The organism is Acetobacter sp. UBA5411 (genome assembly GCF_002409645.1).
In the GTDB taxonomy this organism is placed as follows: domain Bacteria; phylum Pseudomonadota; class Alphaproteobacteria; order Acetobacterales; family Acetobacteraceae; genus Acetobacter.
In genome coordinates this window covers 78,346-99,569 of sequence record NZ_DHNR01000026.1, presented here as the reverse complement: position 1 = coordinate 99,569, position 21,224 = coordinate 78,346, and the positions used below count along the sequence as shown (strand labels likewise).

Here is a 21,224-nt window from a genome sequence, read left to right as displayed (position 1 = left end):
TGGCGGGAGAGCGGACCTTATTCTAGGAGACTGATTTCCTTTTGTCGGGCGACAACCGCACCGGCATCCATGTTGGGTGACACTGCTGATGGACGGCTCTCTCGGCCACTTTCCGGTCGATATTGTAATTTTCGCGCTGATTGCAGCCTTCCTTGCCCTGCGCCTGCGCAGCGTTCTTGGCAAGAAAGTCGGCTTCCAGATCGCACCCGCTCCTCCTCCGGCACAGCAGGCTCCCGCAGGACCGGTTATCGACGGCAAGGCTGAACCTGCCCCGGACACGCGGCTCGATATTCCGGGCCCCAACACCCGGGTTGGTTCCATTCTCGCTCAGGTCGCCCAAAAGGAGCCCGGCTTTGTCCCCCAGCAGTTCATGACGGGCGTCGAAGGCGCTTTTCGTCAGGTTGTTGAAGCCTATGCAGCGGGCAACCGGAACGTGCTCAAGGAACGCCTGACACCCGACGCCTATGCCGCTTTTGAGTCTGCCCTTACTGTGCGGGAACAATCGGGGGAGACCCAGAAAAGCGAAATTCGCGGGATCGACAGTCTGGCAATCGAGGATGTCCGTCTCAATGACAGTGCTGCTGGAACGGCGGCTTCCATCGACGTCCGCATTGTTTCCGATCAGATCAGCTTCGTTGTGGACAAGGATGGCAAGCCCGTTACCGGCACCGATGCGGTCACCGAGTTCTCCGACCTTTGGACATTCGAGAAACTGCTCGGTGTGGCCGGTTCAAGCTGGCGGCTGGCGGCGGCCCGGAGTGCGTGAAGCGCAAGTCTGATAGTGCGCCTGCAAGGAAAGCGGAGGCTGAAAAAGCCGCGCCGCCTCCCCGCACCCGCCGATATCGCATTGGTCAACAACAGATCGTTCAGGGAGACTGCCTTCGGGTCCTGAAAAGGATGAAGGCCGGGACTGTTGATGTCGTCATCACCTCTCCTCCCTACAATATCGGTCTGGGGTACCTGTCCTATAAGGACCGCCGCAGCGAGGACGATTACCTCGACTGGATGATGGAAGTAGCGCGTGCTGTCCGGCGCGTAATGAATCCAGAGGGATCGTTTTTCCTGAACATTGCAGGCACGTCTTCGGAGCCGTGGCTTCCGTTCGAACTGGCTGTGCGCCTGCGTGAACTTTTTGTACTCCAGAATCATATTTCATGGGTCAAATCGATTGCCGTCGGTGAGACATCGTTCGGCCACTTCAAACCGGTCAACAGCGGGCGCTATCTTAACCGGAATCACGAGCATCTGTTTCACTTGACCTTAAAGGGCGACGTACCGCTCAAGCGGCTCGACGCCGGTGTACCATTCAAGGACAAGAGCAACATTGCCCGTCGGGGACACGCACAGGATCGACGCTGTCGCGGTGATACGTGGTTCGTCCCTTATGAAACCGTCCGTGACAGACAGCAGAAATTCAATCATCCGGGCACATTCCCGGTCGCGCTGCCCGAGCTCTGCATCCGCCTGCATGGTCAGCCTGAGCCTGTTGTTCTCGATCCCTTCATGGGCACGGGAACAACATTACTGGCCGCAGCCCGCCTGAAGGCGCACGGCATCGGGATCGAAATTGACCCTGCCTATGTGGCAATCGCCCGTCAGAGACTGAAAGATCAGTCTTCCGATTGATCTCGATCATTGATCGATTTTGACGATGATTTAGACAAATATAATCGTTTTGACAGGACGCAGCCGTATCCTGTACATACGGGTTACAGACATTTAATTCTGGAGAAAATTGTGAAACGTATCGTCGCAGGACTGATCGGTGCCGGACTGGCGGCCTATGGCGGGACCGTCGCCTATATTCAGCACTTCGATCATCAGGGAGGCCCAACCCTCTCGGCAGATTCACCGACACTGAAAGACCCGGTAGCAAAAGCCGCTTTCGATGTGCTGCGTGAAGCCCGGTGTGATTACTGTCATACGAAAGGCGCTGATCTGCCCTTCTACTTCAAGCTGCCAATCGCCAGCACGCTGATGCAGCATGATCTGGAACAGGGTCTGCGTCACTTCCGCATGGAGCCAGTGATTGCCGCTTTCCAGAAGGGCGACGTTCCCACTGAGGAACAACTGTCCCGCATTGAGGAAGTCATCACGCAGAACCGCATGCCGCCCTCGCTGTATCTGCTGATTCACTGGCATGCCCACCTGAACGAAGACCAGCGCAAAGCCGTCCTCACATGGATCGATACGGAGCGTCGGGCACATTACGCAGGCAACGGCGTGGCGGCAAAATTTGCTGCTGAACCTGTCCAGCCCATTCCCGAGAGCTGGCCTGTCAATACCGACAAGGTCGCGCTGGGCGAGAAGCTCTTCTTCGACAAGCGTCTGTCTGGTGACAACACGCTGAACTGCGCAAGCTGCCACGGTCTGGATAAAGGCGGCGTAGACAATCTCGTGACGGCGACAGGCATCGGGGGCCAGAAAGGTCCGATCAATGTCCCGACCGTCTACAATTCTGTCTACAATATCGTGCAGTTCTGGAATGGACGCGCTGCGACACTAGCCGAGCAGGCGGCAGGACCGGTCATGAACCCAGTGGAAATGGGATCGCATGACTGGAAAGATGTCGCAGCCAAGATCATGAATGATCCGGATTATGGTGCGCAGTTCTCTGCTATCTATCCTGACAAGCCGATTGGCCAGGACACCATCACGGATGCGATCGCGGAGTATGAGAAAACCCTCATTACCCCTGATAGCAAGTTCGATCTGTATCTGAAGGGTGATGACAAAGCTTTAACGGATCAGGAGAAGCACGGTTACGCGCTCTTCAAGAGCATCGGTTGCTCCGGCTGTCACAGCGGACAGGACATGGGCGGCGGCGCCATGGAAGTCATGGGACTTGAGCATGACTACTTTGCTGACAGAGGCGGTGCTTTCACGGCTGCCGATAGTGGACGGGAAGATGTGACCCATGACCCGCTGGACAAGTCGCGTTTCCTGGTGCCGACCCTGCGTAACGTCGCTCTGACCGGACCGTGGTTCCACGACGGAAGCGTGAAAACCTTGGAAGACGCTGTCCGCAAGATGGCTTACTACCAGACACCGGACGGAAAGATTTCCGATCAGGACGTGTCCGACATCACGGCGTTCCTGAAAGCGCTGACCGGCAAATACAAAGGCGTGCCGCTGGAGCAGGTCAAGGCAACACCCTGATCTGAACTTTCAGCCCTTCACCGTGTTCAGGGTGAAGGGCCTGCCGTACTATCGCCCTTATTGAAAGGCGATAGTACGGCGTATTCAGCACACCAAACCATGGTCGGGCGTCATCCCTCAGATCATGTGACCGATTTTCGAAACACGTATCAGAGCGATGCTCTCATTACTCAGGAGGTAACCATGCGACGGTTTGTTCTTCTTTGTGTCGCCCTCACAATGACAGCAACACTATCGGCCTGCGCAGACCACCGTCACAGGCACTACCATGGCGGGTGGAACGGCGCGGGCACCTATGACCGCCCCGGTATGCGCGGTGAAGGCATGATGAATGGCCGCCCCGATGGAATGATGGGACCGGGAGCCATGGGCGGCGGTCCTCGCGGCTACTGAGCTGTTCCCACAAAAGAGTTGTGATGCTTTCGGAAAGAATCCTCTTCTTTTCGAAGGCTTTTTCATTCTTAGTAAGATTTTCTTGTAAAGAACACAGAATGAAAAATCGCTTCTCAGTGATTTATTGTAAGATAAAAATTCTCTAGGTCGCGTCGTCAGTTAGCGTAGAGTGCCATGAGGCTTGTACTCCCGTTTGATCTGTGATGTTTTTTCTCTGTTTTTCGGAGAGATACAGAGATGCGACGGTATGGTCTGAGCGATGGCCAGTGGGCTCGGATAAAAGACCTTCTCCCAAGTCGTGAAGGCCACGTCGGCGGTACAGCCGCGGATAATCTTCACTACGCCAAAGAAGATTCTTGATCTGTTCCCACTGACCATCGCTAAGGCTATACTGCGATGCATATGTTGTCTCCCAAGATATGGAGAAAACATCCACATGATCAAAAAAGAGTACAAGCTTTATAGCGCCGTTCAGACAAAGTGAATGGTTTCGAACTGATGCCCCTAAAATGGACTATGAAACGAATATTCGTATAGATGGTCAAACAGCAAAGTTTCTTACACGATTACGAGCAGTCGCATTGAAGAAACAAAGAACATGATACTCGTAATCATAGACGCCAATTTCTTTGCGCGCACATGCTCAATCGTATTTTCCACACGGCCCTTAAAAGAAAATCTTTATTAGAAAAAAAATCAATCCTTAAGAACACCAAAAATACCTAACATGGCTGGTCCAGCTATAATTATAAATATACAAGGAAGAAGGAATAGTATCATAGGAAAAGTAAGAACAACAGATAGTCTTGCAGCTTTCTCTTCAAATTTAATTAATGTATCTTCTCTTATTTCAGAAACCAAAACTCTCAACACAGAAACTAAAGATGAACCAGTTTCAAATGTTTGGACTAAAGCACCACTCAACCTCTGCATAGCGACCAAACCAGTCCTTTTTCCTAAGTCTTCTATAACTTTTATTCTATCGCTACTAATTCTCATTTCATTAACAGTAATTCCAAATTCTTCTGCGACATCTTTATTTAATGACATCATCTCGACTGAAACACATTCCATAGCAGATTCCATTGCCAAACCAGCTTCCGCACAAACCAAAAATAGATCCAGAGCGTCTGCCATTCCAGCTTCAACTCGCGAAAAATGTAACTTTCTCTTTTGTTTAAAAATAAAATTTGGAAATTTAAAGCCAACAAAACCAGAAAAAATACAAATCAACACAATATAAAATATTTTTAAGTTTATAAAAATAGAAAAACACAACGCCATTACAGAAAGGAAAAACGAACTACATATTTTTAAAGATACAAAATAACTAAAATCAAAACCAAACATATCCAAATATTTTCTCTCATTACTATCTCCATAAATATTGAATAATTTTGATTTTGATACAAATCGAGATAAATTTGAAAGAATAAATGATATTATAGATTTATCATTGTTACTGTTTTTATCTGTAAAATCAAAATTTTTACAAACACCCTCCAGTCTCAATGACTTTCTTTTATTAAACGAAATAGAATTATTAACATTAATAAAAAAAGCTAATATAAACAATATGTATACAATCAAAAATAATAACATTATCATATCACCTTAGCGTAAGCTTTGTAACAAGAAGCATAGATCCTATCCCAGAAAAAAATAAAAATAGAGCAACATATAGTAATTTTAATCCTGAATCAGTTCTATATAAAACAGAAACATATTGTGGGTTCATTATACTCAGAACAACAGCCATGAATATTGGTAGCGCAGATAAAACATAACAACTCATTCGAGCTTCAGACGCTAATGCTATAGCTTTTTTTCTAGTTGAAATTCTTTTTCTAATATTTTTTCCAAATCCATCTAAAATATCTGCGAGACCACCTCCAGTTCTACTCTGTAATTTTGTAATAATTGAAAAAAATCTATATTCATTTATACCAGCTTTAATAGCTAGATCATCTAAAACTTCACCAAATTCTTTTCAAACAGATATTTTTTTTACAACATCTTCAAATAAGCTTTTTGTAGGTTCAGGTGATTGTCTAGCAATAAGCTCCAAGGTGCGAGACAAAGAAACACCTATTTTTAGACTTCTTGACATCATAAAAACAGTATCCGGCAGTTGTTCAACAAGATTTTTTCTAAAATTACTTATTTTACGCACAAAATGAAATCTAACAACTACAATCCACAAAGCACAGAAAATAAAAACAAGAACAAAATTAAAAGGGACATAAGCTATACAAAAAATAAAAATTGAAAAAAATAAAACAAAAGAAAACAAAGAAAATCTTTTAAACTCTTCTATTGAACATATTTCTGAATTTCTATCAAATGAAAATATTATTTTCATAATATGATCAAAATATGTATTTTTAACCACTTTGTTTGTTATGATTTTCGCAGGAATATACTCATAAAGTTCTGAATATTTACTACCTTCAACAATATCATCAAATCGTGTTTCTATATAAGAATCCATTTCTTTCTGTTTAAAAAACGAAAACACACATAAAAAATTACATAAAAAAACAATAATTACATAAAATATCACTTCATTAAAGCTATACATAAAATCATTCCTCAAATATACTTGACCAAACATGATCAAGCTGATAATATATTAATGTTTTATAAAAACTAGGCCTTGATCTAGAAACAGAATAGTGCCCATTTATTTTTCCGTTGAAATTTTCACCATCAATATGAAACGATATAATATCATTTAATGTAACTATTTCGCCTTCTATACCAGAAACGTCAGTAACTTGTACAATTCGCCTTACACCATCACGCTGCCGTTCTATCTGTACTATAAGATCAACAGCTCCAACTATTTGGGCTTTTATTGAAGACGTGGGCAATCCAAAATTACCCATTTGAACCATATTTTCTATTCTGGTTATGGCATCTCTTGTCGTATTAGCGTGAATGGTAGACATGCTTCCATCATGCCCTGTATTCATAGCCTGCAACATATCAAACGCTTCAGGCCCACGAACTTCACCAATAATAATCCTATCTGGCCTCATACGTAATGCATTACGCACTAAATCTCTCTGAGTAATTTCACCAGTCCCCTCAATAGAAGGAGGACGTGTCTCCAGTCGAACAACATGAGGCTGCTGGAATTGTAATTCTGCGGCATCTTCAACTGTAATTATTCGTTCACTTGAATCTATCAATCGTGACATCGCATTCATTAGCGTTGTTTTACCAGAGCCTGTTCCTCCAGAAACAATGACATTTAATCGTATGCGAGATGCGATTTCCAATATTTTAGCTACTTGGATAGAACAACTACCGTTTTCAACTAGCTTCTTAAAATCTATTTTTTTTTCTTGAAAATTTACGTATTGATAAATAAGGACCATCCAGAGCCAAGGGAGGGAAAACTATATTGACGCGCGATCCATCTTCTAAACGAGCGTCTACAGTTGGACTTGATTCATCAATTCTCCTCCCCACTGCAGAGGCAATTCTTTGACTTACAGCCATTAAATGTCGTCTATCTCGGAATTTTGTTCCACTCTCAACAAGTTTCCCTGATTTCTCGACAAATATTTTAAATGGACCATTCACCATAATATCAGTAATACTATCATCATCTAAAAGTGGCTGAATAGGCCCAAGACCATTTATATCATTTACAAGTTCATTCGCTAAAATTTTCTGTTCACGAGCATTCAGCTGAATTCTTTTTTCGGTAGCAGTTTCATCAACTACACGTTCAATCTCAGGAATAAGCCGCTCAGGTGGCAGCTTAGAAACAGCAACAGGATCTAATCTTTCCAGACACAATCCATGCAGTTCCGCCCACTGAACAATCGTTTCCCTATGCTGTACACTAAATATATCCTCATCTTTTCCAAGATAAGAAGTATTTTGAGGCACGACTTTTCCAAATCGAGGAGTTAAACTCATGACTGCCACCTAGCAAACAGACTTTCTATTTTGTTTCTTATTTTTCCAACTTTACTCTGTTTTCTTTCCATTGCTACTGAAGCCGCTTCCTGGACAAGAATAGATATAGCTGAACTAAATGAATTTTTTGATCGAGCAGCTGGATATCCCGATATTTCACATTCATTAATAACCCTAGGCAAAAATGGTATAACAACATCAGGTGCTCTTCCAAGACCGTCAGTCACCTCTTTAAGAGAAAGAGTTCCAGGCTTACCAAGCTTATTTAAAACAACTAAAGGTCTTGTTCCATAACGGCTGTTTTTTTGATATGCTATATATCGTAAAACATCTCTTAATGAAGTAAGAGATGGATCTATTACTATTATTTTTTGCTCACACAAATCTATCATACTTCTAGAAATTTCTCCGAAACCTCTTGGAATATCTATAGATATATAATTATATTTTTTCTTTACAACATCAATAAGGTGCCTGGGTCCATCGCGTGATATTGAAATAACTTCCGACATGTCAGCCTGACTACTTAAAATATCACACCTTTCTCCTATTTTTTGAGCACTTCTTTCAATGAATAATTCATCTACACGCTGAGGTGTTTCGAACGCAGTTCGAAGTCCACTATCGGTCTTGGTACCCATAAGTATCGATAACGCGCCAGTATATAAATCACCATCTATAACAAGACTGTGACGCCTCGCGATCTCACCTAAATACCACGCAAAATTTGCAGCAATTGTTGTTGTTCCACCCCCCCCTCTGGCTCCCACAAAACCCAATACCCTACCGCCACGAGTGGCCTCCGGTGTATACTCATCCTCATTAAGAAAAGGTCCAAAAAACCTTGAAACCATTGATCGATTGAGAGGTTTATATAAATACTCAGCAACACCAAGACCTCTTGTTAATTGTCTGTAAAAATTTGCATCCTGCCTATCACCAATAACAAGAACTTTAACATCAGGTTCAAGCACATTTGAAAGTTCAACAAGTGCAGTAATTGGCTGCTCCTCACCCGAGACATCAATAATTAATATATCGGGCGAGAGACCTCTACTCAACTTTACGGCAGCAAGAGAGCAAGATAAGCATGATAAAGAAAATTTTCCTGGATGAAATTCATCCAAGACTTCTCGCAGAACATTTTCACTAGCAACATCAGAAACAAAACCTTGAATAGTAAATTCTGATGAGTTTTTCTTTGAAGATGATTCAAATGAATGCCCATGATCAATCGATTTAAACTGGCTCATTATCAACCTGACTGATTATTGGCAATATCGTTTATCTTGATTTTTTCAAGATTTTTTATTTTTCCATCGCGCAGTCTCTTGATTGCATCTACAGCTAAGGAGGCATCATAATCTGAAACAGATCTTCCAATAGAAAGATCATTTGTATTTTCAACCTGTAACAATAAATTTTTTCTATTTGAGTTTTGTGCATTCCATGCAGATGATTGATATAATGGATCTATTTGAGCACAACCACTCAAAACAAAAATAATATGAAAAATGGAAAATTTAAGATTATTCTTCATTTTATTCCACCATAAAACCTACATCTGAGGGAATGGTCTCTTCCTTTTTGTAATTCCCATTCTTTCTAATGCCTTTTCTCTCTCCTCCAGTCTGACTCATTTGAAACACTCGCTGATAATCATCTGGAGCAGACCAATGATCATTTGGCTTTGATAATAAATCCGGATTGGAAACCGGCTTTACTATATAAGGAGTAACAATAATAACTAACTCACTTTGATTGTGCTGAAAACTATTCGATTTAAACAACGCCCCTAATATTGGTATATCTCCAAGACCGGGCAAACCAAGGCCCTGCGTTGTTGTGCTATCCTGGAACAAACCAGCAATAGCAAAACTCTGCCCACTTCCTAACTCTATAGTTGTATCAGCTCTACTTACTGTTATTGCAGGGATACTGATAGTTGAATTACCTTCACCAAATGAGACAGCACCATTGCTGGAAAGCTGACTTACCTCTGGCCTCACATGAAGACTTATTCGTCCAGCTGATAGAACTGTCGGCACAAAAGACAAAGACACGCCATACTGCTTAAATTGAACAGATATTGTATTATTATAAGATGAAATTGGTATTGGGTATTCACCACCGACAAGAAAACTTGCAGGCTCACCACTGGATGTTGTCAGATTAGGCTCAGCCAGCATATGCACCAATTGATCCTGCGCGAGAGCATCGATAATTGTTTCTAAAGTTGTTTGCCGCCCACCAATTTTAAACCGTGACAAAAAGGCAAAGCTACTTTGACTTGAAGCTAAAGCCGCTAATGGATTTTTGGTTGCCAGACCAATAACTGCACTTGTGCCTAAAGCATTCATATTCTGCCATTCAACCCCAATTTCCCTTACGAGTTGCCTGGACATTTCAACGATCTGCACTTGTAGATTGACCTGCGTAGACTCCTTTAAGCGCACATGGTCATAAACTTCAGACTTCCCAGCCTGATCTTTTGCTATTTCCCAAGCACGTTCAGCATTTTCTGGACTTGGAGAATTTCCAGAAAAATTAAGTCCATTCTGACCGTTATGCGCCTCATAATTTACTCCTGAAAATTGAGAGACGCTTTCTTTCGTCTGATGCGCAGCATATTGTGACGGGTTAACAACAATATCGTACTGCCCAACAGGTCGTCCCTCGTTATTAACAGCAGAAATTGTAGTTCGCCCCACACCGGTGCCAAATATAAAAAGTGTTTTTGAACTCGCAGGCCTTACTTCAGCAACTTTAGGATCTGCCGCGAATGCACTGGTAACATTAGAGTCCAACTCAATAAGCCGTCCGCTGCCGACCTCAAGATTGACACTCGACGATACCCGCGCCAAGGCTACAGGACTTGTTTTTCCCACAAGAACAAATGAAAAAAAACTCAAAAAAGATATTCTGAAAGCAAATTTCATATAATTAATGCACATTGTCTTTAACTTCCGTCAAACCATTAAAAACATGAAGAGAACTTCCAACTTCTGCCGCATCATGTTCTTTCACTTTTTTTTCTTTAACTTTGGACTCAAAAATATCATCGTTCCAAGTGGAACCCGCAGAAAGAGCATCTTCCGATGATTTGGTCATAGATCTTAATGTCAAAGTAAGACGGCCAACTTTCTCTGCCAAAGCTAATTTCTGTGCATCTTGTGCATTCAATTCCAATACAACAGTCCGGGCACTCTGAGTGGTCGCCGCCGTAGGCCCCTGTCCCCGAACAAGATGCTGGTCTACAGCAACAACATGAACATTCTGCAAAAGTGTCTTAACGGATGACATTTGCAAATCCGCATTACCTTCACTGTGTTCCTGTGTGGGCATAAGCAGAACGTCCACATAATCGCCGGGCCATATCAGACCACCAACAGCGTTGGCGGGATCAACAGGCATTGCAACGCCTCTTTTGCCTGGGCTCAGGAGTGCCGCCAGGAATCCCCCATCCCCGGCATGCACAACATCCTCACCTCGAACGGGAGCATTTTTGGGAACCGATACACGCAACAGACCGCCAACCACATTCTGTCGGGCAGCAGATGAGTCCATAACCGTTCCCGGAAGAACAAAAGCCTTAGGGATACTTGCACCAGTGATATCGGAAGAGTGAAGAACCTCACCAGCGTAAAGCTGCCGGTTGGCGACCAGCACTGCGGCCATAGGTTCAGGCTTCGCAACCTGCACAACTTTGGGAGCTGGTTGCTGTTTTGTCGCCAACCTGAAAATCAGGATGAAACAAACAATCGTCAGAACAACAACGCAAAAATAAAGTGTATACCGGTAAAGTTTCATTATATGCCTTGATCTTTGAATGTTTCAACAAGAACACCCATTGCGATAGCCACGCCATACGGAACTGAAATGGGTGACCTCATGCGTAAGGCAGAAACTCCACGCAAAGACGCCTCGGCTTCACCGCTACACTTATCAGACAACGATACAGCGATGCAGCATAACGCCACAAACACTCCGGCCATTGAGATTGACAAAAACAAAGAAATCAAATGACAAAGGGGAACAAGAGGAATAACAGCCAAAATAAGTTTGACATCTCCTCCACCGAATATACGTAAAATCCACAAAATATAGAAAAAAGGAAAAATAAATATAACGGTTATTATCTCTTTTATTAAGTCACCCCGTTCGTAAGACACTAAAATAGCCAGAAAAAAAATACAGAGAGAAACTGAATTATATATTTTACGTGAACGAATATCTGTACCAGCCGAGAAAACAAGCAGGAAAGATGCTGCATTCAGCGCAATACATTGCAGCATCTTTGAACTCTGCCCGTCAGGAAGTTTTAGCTACCCGATGATGTCGGCGCGCTACCGAGCGTCGTAGAGATCGTGCTGAAGAGAGTCTGCAGCGAAGATCCAAGCAGCTTCATCGCACCAAACGATGCAACAGCAATCAGCCCGGCAATGAGAGCATATTCGATAGCCGTCACACCTTCGCGGTCACTAAGAAGAGCGCGAATGCGTTCAGCGGCTTTGCTCTCGGCAATTTTCTGAACAATGATGTAGTCCATGCGTCCTGTTCCTGTCGTCACAGTGAGTTACCTGTTGCGCCCTATGGAGCGGTCATGGTCTTTCGCACTCGCGGGCTTGCTGAAGATTTGCCGCAAAACATTTAATCAATAGTTAACGACGTAAAGGAAAGCCCCGTTTTCCACCTAATCAGAAGAGAATTTCTTCAAATGAATTTTTCCGATTGCATGCCATCAAAACCAGCTGCGAATGCCAAATGTAAAATTGATGCTCGAACTGTTTTTCCCAATATTTCCTGGAAAATTCCTGTTCTCAGCAAGCATGTTTGAATAGGTAATTCCAATATAAGGAGCGATTTTTCGATGCCACTCATAACGCAGTCTCAAACCCGTATCGACATCCGACAGACCTCGTCCCACACCGCGTGCGCTGTCAGAATTTGAATAAAAATTTAATTCTGCCTGCGGTTGAAGAATCAACCTGTTGGTAATGAAGATGTCGTAAGAACCATTTAGACGCCCGGCGACACCTCTGTCGCTGAAATAGAATGTCGTCTCGACATCAAAGAAATAAAGAGCCAGTCCCTGGAGGCCTATGGCTCCCCACGCCCGTGTAGGACCATGATCAATGTCCAGCCGCACACCCGACTGCACATCGAAATAACGCGAGATTGCGCGATCATAAAGAATCTCATGATCTCCATCCCCGAAACGGCCGTTCGTTCCGACAGTCCCTTCTGATTTCAACCAGAGTTTATTGTAATCGGATCCGACCCAAGCCTGCCCGTCATAACGGAATTGCCCGCCCTCTCCGCTGTATCGTGCCTCGAACTGATCCAGAAGAGCATGAACATAAACACGCTGGTCCATAACGGGCATGCTTCCGTTAACATAAGGAACAGCCATCGTTTTGGTCATGGGTGCTGCATGCAAGGATGAGCCGCACACAGCTGCCATCAGCACGACGGACGCAATCAAACGCCACTTCATGACACCACCACTGTCCGGAACATGCCGGTATCCATGTGATAGAGCAGATGACAGTGATACGCCCACAATCCGGGAGTATCGGCCGACACGAGGTAGCTTAATCGCTCTCCCGGCTTGACGTTCACCGTGTGCTTATAGGGCTGAAAAGCCCCCTGCCCGTTCTCAAGCTCACTCCACAAACCGTGCAGATGAATGGGATGCTCCATCATGGTGTCGTTGATCAGGACAAACCTGACACGCTCACCAAGAGCCAACCAGATAGGCTCTGCCTCCGAAAACTTCTTGCCATTAAAGCCCCAGATGAAGCGCTTCATGTTGCCGGTCAGATGCAGCTCGATCTCCCGGGAAGGCTCGCGTGGATCTGTCCCCGGCTTCAGAGCACGCAGATCCGTATAACGCAGGCAGCGGCGTCCATTGCCATCCAGCCCGTCACCAGCTTCTCCAAGACGATTTTGGGGCTGCGGGGCAAGACTTTGCACTTCCACACCTGTTTTGAGCGACACAGGGTGGCTCTCAGGCTGTGCCATAACAGAGATTTTGTTCTGCGGCTTCTGTCTATTCTGGTGCGACATGGTGTGATGCATGGACATTCCGGGCATATCCATGTGCCCCTCAGGCATGTCGTTCATGTCCATCCCCGGCATGTCGTTCATATCCATATCGTGCATTGCTGCGTGATGATGGGCTGCCGTATCTTGCTCGGTAGCCTTCTCATGAGACGACATGTCCATCCCGGCCATCGGGTCGCCTTTATGCTCCCCGGCCATGGCCATGCCTTTCATGCTGCCCATACCCATATCCGCCATCGTCCTTAGCGGTCGCGGGTCCATGGGCGGGATCGGCCCCAAAACATCCTCTCGTGTGGTGAGTGTTCCACGCGCGTAGCCTGTGCGATCTTCTGACTGCACGAAGATCGTGTACGGTTGGTCGACCGTCGGCTGCACGATCACATCATATGTCTCTGCTGGCGCGATACGGAACTCATCGACAGGCACCGGTTCCACGTCATTACCGTCGGCTGACACAACCTGCATCGTCAGGCCCGGAATGCGCACATCGAACAAAGTCATGGAAGCCGCATTGATGAAACGCAGGCGGATGCGTTCGCCGGGACGAAACAGTCCCGTCCATCCTTTCTCCGGCGACCGACCATTCATGAGATAGGTATAGATGACACCGGACACGTCAGAGATGTCCGTGGGAGCCATGTTCATGCCGCCCCACGCAAGCCGGTCCCGCACACTCGCCATCAAGCCGTCCTTGCGGATATCGTGCAGAAAGGTGCCGACCGTGCGCTGGCGGAAATTGTAATAGTCGCCGTCAAATTTCAGATTGGAAACGATGTCCATGGGATCGGCGTCGGTCCAGTCGGACAGCAGCACGACATAGTCCCGATCGGCGGTGTAGGCAGGCTTGTCGATCGGATCGATCACCAGCGCGCCATAAAGGCCAGCCTGTTCCTGCCCGCCGGAATGGCTGTGATACCAGTAGGTGCCGCTCTGTTGGACCGGAAAACGGTAGGTAAACGTCTCTCCTGCAGGAATGCCCGCGAAACTCAGTCCCGGCACGCCATCCATATCGGCCGGAAGGCGAATACCGTGCCAATGGATTGAGGTGTCTTCATGAAGGTGGTTTCGGACCTGTATCTCGACAGTATCGCCCTCCCGCCAGCGTAAGGTGGGAGCCGGCACGGAGCCATTGATGCCCACGCCTTTGGCATGCTGGTTCCCCACGCGAACAGGAATTTTCTCGACATTGAGGAGAAAGGATGATGCCGCCTCCGGCAATTCCGCCGAAAGCGTGCTTTCAGTCGCGGCCTTGCGGGCCAGCGCGGGTGATATCGCTGCGCCGCAGCCCAAAGCCGCTGCGCCAGTGACGAAACGACGACGTCCGATGGACGTGCGTTTCGGAAAAACAGACTCAACCATGTCTGAAAGATCCTGAAAAAGATCGCAGAGGAAGGATGACCGGAGACGCGGGTCCTTCGGAACGGATCACCGCCTCAGGCGGTTTTCAGGACGGGGTTCTGGGAGGCGGCAAGGCTGGCATGGCAGTCTCACCCGCTGGCAGGCCGAATGCGGAACTGTGGTAGTCAGCTTCAGTGAGCAGCCGTTTTCCATGAACGACAGAAATCCATAGATCCGTCGTCAGCGAAAACTGAACGCACCCTCCGGCCAGGCAGCAATCAGGCCCATGCGAGTGATGAGGAACACTGCAATGTTGGGGATGCGCTGAAGCGGACATCGCGTGATGATGGTGGCTGGCGCATTCAGACGAACCGGAAGCGTCGCTCTGCGACATTCCCGTCATCGTCGCCATACCGCTGGCATCTATATGTGCAGAGGACGTGCCCCCCTGTGCATGCAGCATGGTAGCTTGAGCGGGAGCCAGTGCAGCCAGAAACAGCGCGATCTGCAACAGCAGAAGCACGCCCCACTTTCCGACTTTTGTCTCAGTTACCCGACGCACCCGTATCTGCCTCATGCGAAGACCGAAATGGTCTGTCAGAAAACCTATCCGGCGCGATCAGGCAGATCAAGCTATGGTGAAAGGAAACGTCAGCACTTCCCCGTATACAGGATTGTGCTGACGCGGCCCTATCGATGCGTGCCAGCACCCACAGCAAAGACTGTGTCATGCAGCCGCTCAAACGCATCCTGCAACGTATCATGCGCACGATGTCCCTTGCTGCCGACCACCGTCACGGTTGCCGTCATACCGGCGGAAAGCGTCACATCTTCCGGGATACGGTCGATCTGCACACGGACCGGGATACGCTGGGCCAGACGCACCCATGTATAGACCGGGTCCACAGTCGGCAGCCCCTGCACACCACTATTCGCGTTGGCTGTTGCAATGCCGCGGGTAATGCTCACCACATGTCCTTCGAGCGGGTGATGGAAGCCCATCAGGTCCACACGAACAGGATCACCGATGTTGATCGAGCCGATCTTGGTTTCCTCAAAGTAGCCGTCCACCCAGTAGGAACTCTGGTCAATCACCGTGATGTTCGGTTTGCCTGCGGTGGCAAAATCGCCCACCCGCATGATCAGATTGTTGACGGGCCCGGTCACCGTGCTCCGGATGTGGGTTCGATCCAGATTGATCTTGGCCTGCGCCAGTTGTGCCAGCGCCTGGGCATAAACGGCTCGCGCCACCTCGGCGGTCGCTTCGTAAACCTGCTTTTCCTCTGGTGACGCTGCTGCATCGGTCAGCTTGTCACGGCGGTTATGCTGGGCTGTTTTCAGAACAAGGTCCGCTTTGCGCTGATCCGCTACGGCTGTCGCATTGGCGACCGCGACGCGGAAATCGAACGGGTCGATATCGTAGAGCACGTCTCCTGCATGCACGAACTGGTTGTCATGAACATAAAGGGCGATAATCGGCCCGGAGACACGCGGCGCAATATTCACCGTCTGAACACGTACCTGCCCGTTTCGTGTCCACGGAGCAGAGGTATAGTAATCCCACAGGACAAAAGCCGTAATGGCGGCAATGAAAAGAATGACTCCCGTGGTCGTGAACTGGAGAGCCTTGCGCGCCTTTTCAAACACGGTCCGGTCCTCTGTGTGCTCTGTTCTGTCCTGACGCCATCGCGCTTTGCAGTCGTTCCATTGCCCCTCAAGGCTCCTTTTTCCGTCCGGCAGAGTGCCGGATCAGCATTCAGTTCAGAGCAGGATCGTGTAGATCCCGGTAAAGATAATGAGCATGCCGAACTCGGCCAGCGGCACATTCCACATAAACCGGTCCAGACGTGTCTTGGTCAGGATCGGCTTGAGAATCACCATGGTCAGAAGGCCGAGGCCGACATGCACGAGAAACGAGGAAACAAGCAGCCCGCCGATATTGATGACAGACTGGAGCGGTGCGTTCATAAGGCCCTCCAGCGCATCGCAGGAACCGGGTTGATGTCATAAAGCCTGATGGCGGAACGGTTCTGCTCCAGAATACGGATCGCACCGGCCATGCCGGACACGGCCCCGAGAACGGTGGCCATTTCACCATGCGGCAGATTTTCAGACAGCAGAAGAAGACGGTCCGCGTGGATCGTCATACGGGTTATGGCGGCATCAACATTGTAAACAATCGAAGAGCGCAGGGCCGCTTCGGCTTCAGCCCGCACGGCCGGAATGGTCGCCGCACACTGAAGATGCCGGCGCGCACGCGCCAGCGCCGCCCCCAGATCATCAAGGCTGGCGAAACGGGCAAAGACGCGATCCCGCGATTTTGACGGTCTGAGATAGCTGTTCCACATCCTCAGCTTGGTCAGCCGGTCATAATGACGACTGATGAGGGCCGACCCCTCCTGCTCGCCATGACCTTCAAACTGGCGATGAAGATCATGCCCTATGGCCATTGCGACCCGGAACCGACGGGTTTTCGCCTTGGGCGGCAACAGAAGCGTCAGGGTGATGAAGATCAGTACACCAGCAAACAGATATTGCTCATCACGGTTGATGAACTGCGCGAGGTCATAGCTCTGCTCATTGGCGACACCGAGAATGACGAAAAAGAATACGCCGGCATTGAAACCGATTGCTGACGTCTTCGGATTCAGCAACAGCAGGCAGCCTCCGAAGATGACGGGCATCACCATAATCGCAAAGAACGTCATCTCTGATCCATGCGGCAGGATGCCGAAGTTCAGGATAGCCGCGACGACGATCGCCAATGGCATGCCGATCAGCGCGCCCATGCCAAAGGCGCGGACGTCATAGGTCGTTGCCGCCAACGTCAGAATAATTGCTGTCTGGGACAGTGCGGAATAGCTCTGCGGCAGGCCGGTCAGAATACAAAGCCCCGCCGCGAGCGAAAAACCGATCAGCACGCGCAGACCGTTCAGAAGCGCGAGAATGATATCCTGATGCGTCACGATCTTCAGTTCAGGAGCCTGTGTCCGGGCATGTCCACCCTTGTGGACACAATCGACGCCATCTTCGGCCCAGCGCCAGTAGGACAGAAGGGACATGACGCGCTCGACAAACCAGGCTTCGTCCAGAGTGAGCCGGGTTTCATTGCCCGCAGCATCCAGATGGGTCTCCCGCGCCAACTGCTCCAGATCCTCGACAGCGATACGAGGCGATGAAGCCGCATCCCCCGCGCCGAACGCCGAGCGGACCCGTTTGATAACAGCGTCCGACACCAACCCGCGCTCAAGCGCCATGGCAATCGCACGACTGCAATTCAGCATCTCCAGCAGAGCCACCATCGCGGACCGTGCGCCGACCATACGAAGACGCCCATCGGAAATCTCGGTGCGAGCAAAGGAGACCTGTGAGGTCAGAGCCATGATCTGGCCTGCAATACCGGCGGCAGCGGAGGCATCCGGCACCGATCGACCTGCGACAGCATCGCGGGCGATCCGCGCCACCATTGCGGCCAGCGAATCAAGCGCGTGCGTCAGCTTGCTCCAGGCAGTCGGTGAACCAAAGACATCGTTGACCGCGGCTGTGGCGGCAATGCCTATGACAATGGCCGACACCCGGTTGACGGTCACATCATAGGCGTTTTCAGGTGTATCAATGCAGCCAATGGCAATCAGCGCCACGGTGTAACCTGCCAGCATGGCGGCATAGGCGCGGAAATCCCGCTCCAATGTCCCCATGATACAGCAAAGGGTGAGCCACAGGGCCACCCCTCCGAGAAGCAGGGAGCGATCCTGACTGAAGCAGGATGTGAGCGCCAGCGCGACAAACGCTCCGACAAAGGTGCCTGCAAGTCTGTAGAGAGCTTTGGAGAGCATCTGGCCGCGCAGGGGCTGGGCCAGAATCATGACGGTTACCGCTGAGGATCCCGGAGAGGAGATCTGCAACCAGAAGGACACGGCCAGAGCAAGCCAGACGGCCAACCATGTCCGCACGCAGAACATGAACCAGCCTGCGGGGAAGTAGTCTTTGCTGGGTGTAGGCATCCACACCAGTCGTCGTAGTGACCACCAGTGCGTGGCAGATGTCTGACCGCGCACGTCCACCCTACTCTCCACCCTCACCACTCAGTTGACGTAAATCAACTACTTCTCATCAACTGTGCAGGGCAGGATTACAAATAACAAAACATGGCAGTCCATGCGTCACTGTTCGACGTGATATTCACAGATTGCGCATCATGTTTATTTGAACGCGCATGAACTGACGCATATTACGTTGCCGAATCACTGCAGCAGGATATGCAGTGGCCGTTCACGGCAGTCTGAAAGAGCAGGACACATTTGCCCCGCGCCCTTTCAAAGAGAACGATGAAAAACCCGGTGCTTTTTGGTCGGTTCCGGCACAATCCGCTCAATCAGACGGCGCATCGGCGTGTTGGTTTCCAGTACCCATCCCAGCTCGATCTGGCGATACGGCAGGACATGGCCCCGCTTCATCAGTTCGCTGATCAGCAATGCAGGCAGAAGTGCGCCCAGAGCGGTCCCTGAAAGCGCCTTGCTGACACCCAGCAGGATGACCCGTGCGGAATGAAACTCGTGACGCAGCAGCCGCACACCCAGCTTCACCCAGCCGAGAGGCGATGGCGCGCCCCCCAGATCACCAGCCACATCAAAAACATTCGGAACCACCAAAGCGACGCCGGCCGGTTCACCGTTTTGCTCGACGAGCACGAAATGTTCGGACCTGAGGATGGGTTTGATCTCATGGATCATCCCCGCCATGTCGTCGTCCGTGTAAGGAACGAAACCCCATGTATCCCGCCATGTATCATTATACATCGTGCGCAGGATCTCGCCGTCACGCTCAATGTTCTTTGCATCCATCTGACGCACGGACAGAGCGCCGAGCCGTCCTTCCCCAAGGGAAAGGCCTTTCGGGACGATATGCGCATTCTCGGCCTGCGGCCCCATCTCCATCTGATAAGAGAGGACATCCATCTTTTTTGTCAGACCGGCCGCCTCGATAGCCTCGCTCAGAAACGGCGGGTGCCAGGGCATCATGACCATGGGGGCCGCCTTTTGGCCCTCGATCATCGTGCCGTACTCACCATTGCTGTTGAGCGTCCACGGTCCGAGCATGGAGGTCATGCCCTTCGAACGCAGCCAGTCAGCGGCGGCTTCCAGAAGAGGCGCAACGACATCGGGCGACTCTGCATCCAGAGCCCCGAAAAATCCTGTCTGCGGCGTCAGACCGGTTTCCGGCGCGGCGTCACGCACCAGATCGTCTGTCTGTGCCGAAATACGCCCTACGGCGCGGCCATTACGCCACGCCAGAAAATACTGCGCTTTTCCATGACGAAAGAAGGGAGACTTCGCGGGATCGAGCAGACTGCGCTGCTCCATGTCCAAGGGCGGCACATATCCTGCCTTGCCAGCATAGAGTCGACGCGGGAGCCGGATAAAGGTCGACAACTGCCGAAAACCCCTGACCGGGGTAATGACAAGGCGCGCCGTCTGGGTCATGAACTCTCCCTGCAAACACGCGGTTCCGCGCGATACCATAACCAGCACCTTGCTCTCGGTGCATGAAGGGCATTGGACATACCGTTGAAAGAAACCGCTGCCAACGTGAAACGACACAACAGATTGTTTCCGTTTTCCTGCTTTTCATCCATCAGAACGTCCGGCGGGACAAGTCAGCCCCCCACGAAACCGATTCGCATTCTCATCACAGGTGCTTCAGGCGGGATTGGTCGGGCTCTTGCCTGTGATTACGCCCGACCGGGCAATACCCTCGTGCTGTGGGGGCGTAATGCTGATCGTCTGCAGGATGTTGCACGGCTTTGCCGGGAGCGTGGCGCTTCTGTCCTGACAAGGGAAATTGACCTGTCCGACGGTCACGCAGCGATCACGGCTTTTCGCGCGGACGATGACACGTCACAGTTTGACATAGTTATTCTCTGCGCCGGTCTGTCCGATATGAAGACCGCGTCAGAAAAGACGGAGCGTGCTGAAACCGTTCTGGAGCTTGGCCTTGTCAACTATGCCGTCCCTTCCGCGCTCACCATGGCGGCGGCCGACAGGATGCAGGCGCGGGGTGGTGGAAAAATCGCGCTGATCGGCTCCGTGGCGGCCTACCACGATCTCCCTTTTGCTGCCGGATATGGTGGATCGAAAGCTGGACTTACGCGATTCGCAAGTTCTGCCCGCATCGCACTGGCTCCTCTGGGTGTGGACGTGGTCCTCATCGCACCCGGTTTTGTGGATACGGCCATGAGCCGCCGGATTATCGGTCCCCGCCCCTTTCTCGTCACGCCTGAAGCAGCGTCCCGCCATATCATCGCCGCTCTTGCCCGCAATACGGGAGAGACAATT

At 49.4% G+C, this 21,224-nt stretch carries 21 protein-coding genes and 1 pseudogene; 5 read left to right on the top strand and 17 right to left on the bottom strand.

The window, feature by feature from the left end:
* Positions 1 to 88 precede the first annotated feature (88 nt).
* The 4 genes from B3759_RS08240 to B3759_RS08225 all read left to right on the top strand — a co-directional run bounded on the left by B3759_RS08240 (position 89) and on the right by B3759_RS08225 (position 3,552).
* Positions 89 to 766 (top strand): Tim44/TimA family putative adaptor protein, encoded by a 678-nt coding sequence (locus B3759_RS08240; RefSeq protein ID WP_291365441.1) that lies wholly within the window; start codon positions 89 to 91, stop codon positions 764 to 766.
* A gap of 131 nt (positions 767 to 897) precedes the next feature.
* A complete protein-coding gene (locus tag B3759_RS08235; protein WP_349679295.1) occupies positions 898 to 1,626 on the top strand; it encodes a DNA-methyltransferase in 729 nt (242 codons plus the stop codon).
* Positions 1,627 to 1,737: 111 nt separating this feature from the next.
* Positions 1,738 to 3,159: a cytochrome-c peroxidase gene (locus B3759_RS08230; protein ID WP_291365439.1), complete on the top strand. Its 1,422-nt coding sequence runs from the start codon at positions 1,738 to 1,740 to the stop codon at positions 3,157 to 3,159.
* A 183-nt stretch (positions 3,160 to 3,342) separates the two neighbouring features.
* Positions 3,343 to 3,552, top strand: coding sequence for a hypothetical protein (locus B3759_RS08225; RefSeq protein WP_291365438.1), 210 nt, complete (start codon positions 3,343 to 3,345; stop codon positions 3,550 to 3,552).
* A gap of 696 nt (positions 3,553 to 4,248) precedes the next feature.
* Here the strand turns inward: B3759_RS08225 and B3759_RS08215 are convergent.
* The 17 genes and pseudogenes from B3759_RS08215 to B3759_RS08140 form a co-directional block, all read right to left on the bottom strand.
* Complete coding sequence (locus B3759_RS08215; RefSeq protein WP_291365436.1) at positions 4,249 to 5,064, bottom strand: type II secretion system F family protein; 816 nt, start codon at positions 5,062 to 5,064, stop codon at positions 4,249 to 4,251.
* 97 nt (positions 5,065 to 5,161) lie between these two features.
* Positions 5,162 to 5,497 (bottom strand): type II secretion system F family protein, encoded by a 336-nt coding sequence (locus B3759_RS16900; RefSeq protein WP_408736466.1) that lies wholly within the window; start codon positions 5,495 to 5,497, stop codon positions 5,162 to 5,164.
* Between the two features lie 45 nt (positions 5,498 to 5,542).
* On the bottom strand, positions 5,543 to 6,133 hold the full coding sequence (locus tag B3759_RS08210) for a type II secretion system F family protein (RefSeq protein ID WP_291365434.1): 591 nt from the start codon (positions 6,131 to 6,133) through the stop codon (positions 5,543 to 5,545).
* A 4-nt stretch (positions 6,134 to 6,137) separates the two neighbouring features.
* A pseudogene (locus B3759_RS08205) lies at positions 6,138 to 7,146 on the bottom strand (CpaF family protein).
* A 335-nt stretch (positions 7,147 to 7,481) separates the two neighbouring features.
* On the bottom strand, positions 7,482 to 8,738 hold the full coding sequence (locus tag B3759_RS08200) for an AAA family ATPase (protein WP_291365432.1): 1,257 nt from the start codon (positions 8,736 to 8,738) through the stop codon (positions 7,482 to 7,484).
* Between the two features lie 2 nt (positions 8,739 to 8,740).
* Complete coding sequence (locus B3759_RS08195) at positions 8,741 to 9,025, bottom strand: hypothetical protein (protein ID WP_291365429.1); 285 nt, start codon at positions 9,023 to 9,025, stop codon at positions 8,741 to 8,743.
* Between the two features lies 1 nt (position 9,026).
* Positions 9,027 to 10,424 carry a type II and III secretion system protein family protein gene (locus B3759_RS08190; RefSeq protein ID WP_291365428.1) on the bottom strand — a complete coding sequence of 466 codons (1,398 nt, stop codon included), beginning with the start codon at positions 10,422 to 10,424 and terminating at the stop codon, positions 9,027 to 9,029.
* 4 nt (positions 10,425 to 10,428) lie between these two features.
* The gene (cpaB, locus tag B3759_RS08185; RefSeq protein WP_291365426.1) at positions 10,429 to 11,295 is read right to left on the bottom strand and encodes a Flp pilus assembly protein CpaB; all 867 of its coding nucleotides are present in this window, start codon (positions 11,293 to 11,295) and stop codon (positions 10,429 to 10,431) included.
* Positions 11,295 to 11,780, bottom strand: coding sequence for an A24 family peptidase (locus tag B3759_RS08180; RefSeq protein ID WP_291365425.1), 486 nt, complete (start codon positions 11,778 to 11,780; stop codon positions 11,295 to 11,297). Before B3759_RS08180 ends, cpaB begins: the two co-directional genes overlap by 1 nt.
* Positions 11,781 to 11,806: 26 nt before the next feature.
* Positions 11,807 to 12,034 carry a Flp family type IVb pilin gene (locus B3759_RS08175; RefSeq protein ID WP_291365422.1) on the bottom strand — a complete coding sequence of 76 codons (228 nt, stop codon included), beginning with the start codon at positions 12,032 to 12,034 and terminating at the stop codon, positions 11,807 to 11,809.
* A 192-nt stretch (positions 12,035 to 12,226) separates the two neighbouring features.
* Complete coding sequence (locus B3759_RS08170; protein WP_408736465.1) at positions 12,227 to 12,949, bottom strand: copper resistance protein B; 723 nt, start codon at positions 12,947 to 12,949, stop codon at positions 12,227 to 12,229.
* Between the two features lie 29 nt (positions 12,950 to 12,978).
* Positions 12,979 to 14,910 carry a copper resistance system multicopper oxidase gene (locus B3759_RS08165; protein ID WP_291365418.1) on the bottom strand — a complete coding sequence of 644 codons (1,932 nt, stop codon included), beginning with the start codon at positions 14,908 to 14,910 and terminating at the stop codon, positions 12,979 to 12,981.
* Between the two features lie 85 nt (positions 14,911 to 14,995).
* On the bottom strand, positions 14,996 to 15,466 hold the full coding sequence (locus B3759_RS08160) for a hypothetical protein (RefSeq protein ID WP_291365416.1): 471 nt from the start codon (positions 15,464 to 15,466) through the stop codon (positions 14,996 to 14,998).
* A gap of 113 nt (positions 15,467 to 15,579) precedes the next feature.
* The gene (locus B3759_RS08155) at positions 15,580 to 16,536 is read right to left on the bottom strand and encodes an HlyD family secretion protein (protein WP_291365414.1); all 957 of its coding nucleotides are present in this window, start codon (positions 16,534 to 16,536) and stop codon (positions 15,580 to 15,582) included.
* 114 nt (positions 16,537 to 16,650) lie between these two features.
* Positions 16,651 to 16,857 carry a DUF1656 domain-containing protein gene (locus B3759_RS08150; protein ID WP_099349177.1) on the bottom strand — a complete coding sequence of 69 codons (207 nt, stop codon included), beginning with the start codon at positions 16,855 to 16,857 and terminating at the stop codon, positions 16,651 to 16,653.
* Complete coding sequence (locus tag B3759_RS08145; RefSeq protein ID WP_408736464.1) at positions 16,854 to 18,851, bottom strand: FUSC family protein; 1,998 nt, start codon at positions 18,849 to 18,851, stop codon at positions 16,854 to 16,856. Before B3759_RS08145 ends, B3759_RS08150 begins: the two co-directional genes overlap by 4 nt.
* A 354-nt stretch (positions 18,852 to 19,205) precedes the next feature.
* Positions 19,206 to 20,372: a hypothetical protein gene (locus B3759_RS08140; protein WP_291365409.1), complete on the bottom strand. Its 1,167-nt coding sequence runs from the start codon at positions 20,370 to 20,372 to the stop codon at positions 19,206 to 19,208.
* Between the two features lie 150 nt (positions 20,373 to 20,522).
* On the opposite strand from B3759_RS08140, the gene B3759_RS08135 reads away from it, so the two are divergent.
* Positions 20,523 to 21,224: SDR family NAD(P)-dependent oxidoreductase (locus B3759_RS08135; RefSeq protein WP_291365536.1), on the top strand; the 702-nt coding region annotated here is incomplete at its 3' end.

Coding starts and splice junctions, on each gene's coding strand:
- B3759_RS08225 (WP_291365438.1), top strand. CDS start 3,343: ATGCGACGGTTTGTTCTTCTTTGTGTCGCCCTCACAATGACAGCAACA.
- cpaB (WP_291365426.1), bottom strand. CDS start 11,295: ATGAAACTTTACCGGTATACACTTTATTTTTGCGTTGTTGTTCTGACG.
- B3759_RS08145 (WP_408736464.1), bottom strand. CDS start 18,851: ATGTTCTGCGTGCGGACATGGTTGGCCGTCTGGCTTGCTCTGGCCGTG.
- B3759_RS08160 (WP_291365416.1), bottom strand. CDS start 15,466: ATGAGGCAGATACGGGTGCGTCGGGTAACTGAGACAAAAGTCGGAAAG.
- B3759_RS08175 (WP_291365422.1), bottom strand. CDS start 12,034: ATGGACTACATCATTGTTCAGAAAATTGCCGAGAGCAAAGCCGCTGAA.
- B3759_RS08180 (WP_291365425.1), bottom strand. CDS start 11,780: ATGCTGCAATGTATTGCGCTGAATGCAGCATCTTTCCTGCTTGTTTTC.
- B3759_RS08210 (WP_291365434.1), bottom strand. CDS start 6,133: ATGTATAGCTTTAATGAAGTGATATTTTATGTAATTATTGTTTTTTTA.
- B3759_RS08240 (WP_291365441.1), top strand. CDS start 89: ATGGACGGCTCTCTCGGCCACTTTCCGGTCGATATTGTAATTTTCGCG.
- B3759_RS08195 (WP_291365429.1), bottom strand. CDS start 9,025: ATGAAGAATAATCTTAAATTTTCCATTTTTCATATTATTTTTGTTTTG.
- B3759_RS08190 (WP_291365428.1), bottom strand. CDS start 10,424: ATGAAATTTGCTTTCAGAATATCTTTTTTGAGTTTTTTTTCATTTGTT.
- B3759_RS08140 (WP_291365409.1), bottom strand. CDS start 20,372: ATGACCCAGACGGCGCGCCTTGTCATTACCCCGGTCAGGGGTTTTCGG.
- B3759_RS08170 (WP_408736465.1), bottom strand. CDS start 12,949: ATGGCAGCTGTGTGCGGCTCATCCTTGCATGCAGCACCCATGACCAAA.
- B3759_RS08200 (WP_291365432.1), bottom strand. CDS start 8,738: ATGAGCCAGTTTAAATCGATTGATCATGGGCATTCATTTGAATCATCT.
- B3759_RS08150 (WP_099349177.1), bottom strand. CDS start 16,857: ATGAACGCACCGCTCCAGTCTGTCATCAATATCGGCGGGCTGCTTGTT.
- B3759_RS08165 (WP_291365418.1), bottom strand. CDS start 14,910: ATGGTTGAGTCTGTTTTTCCGAAACGCACGTCCATCGGACGTCGTCGT.
- B3759_RS08235 (WP_349679295.1), top strand. CDS start 898: ATGAAGGCCGGGACTGTTGATGTCGTCATCACCTCTCCTCCCTACAAT.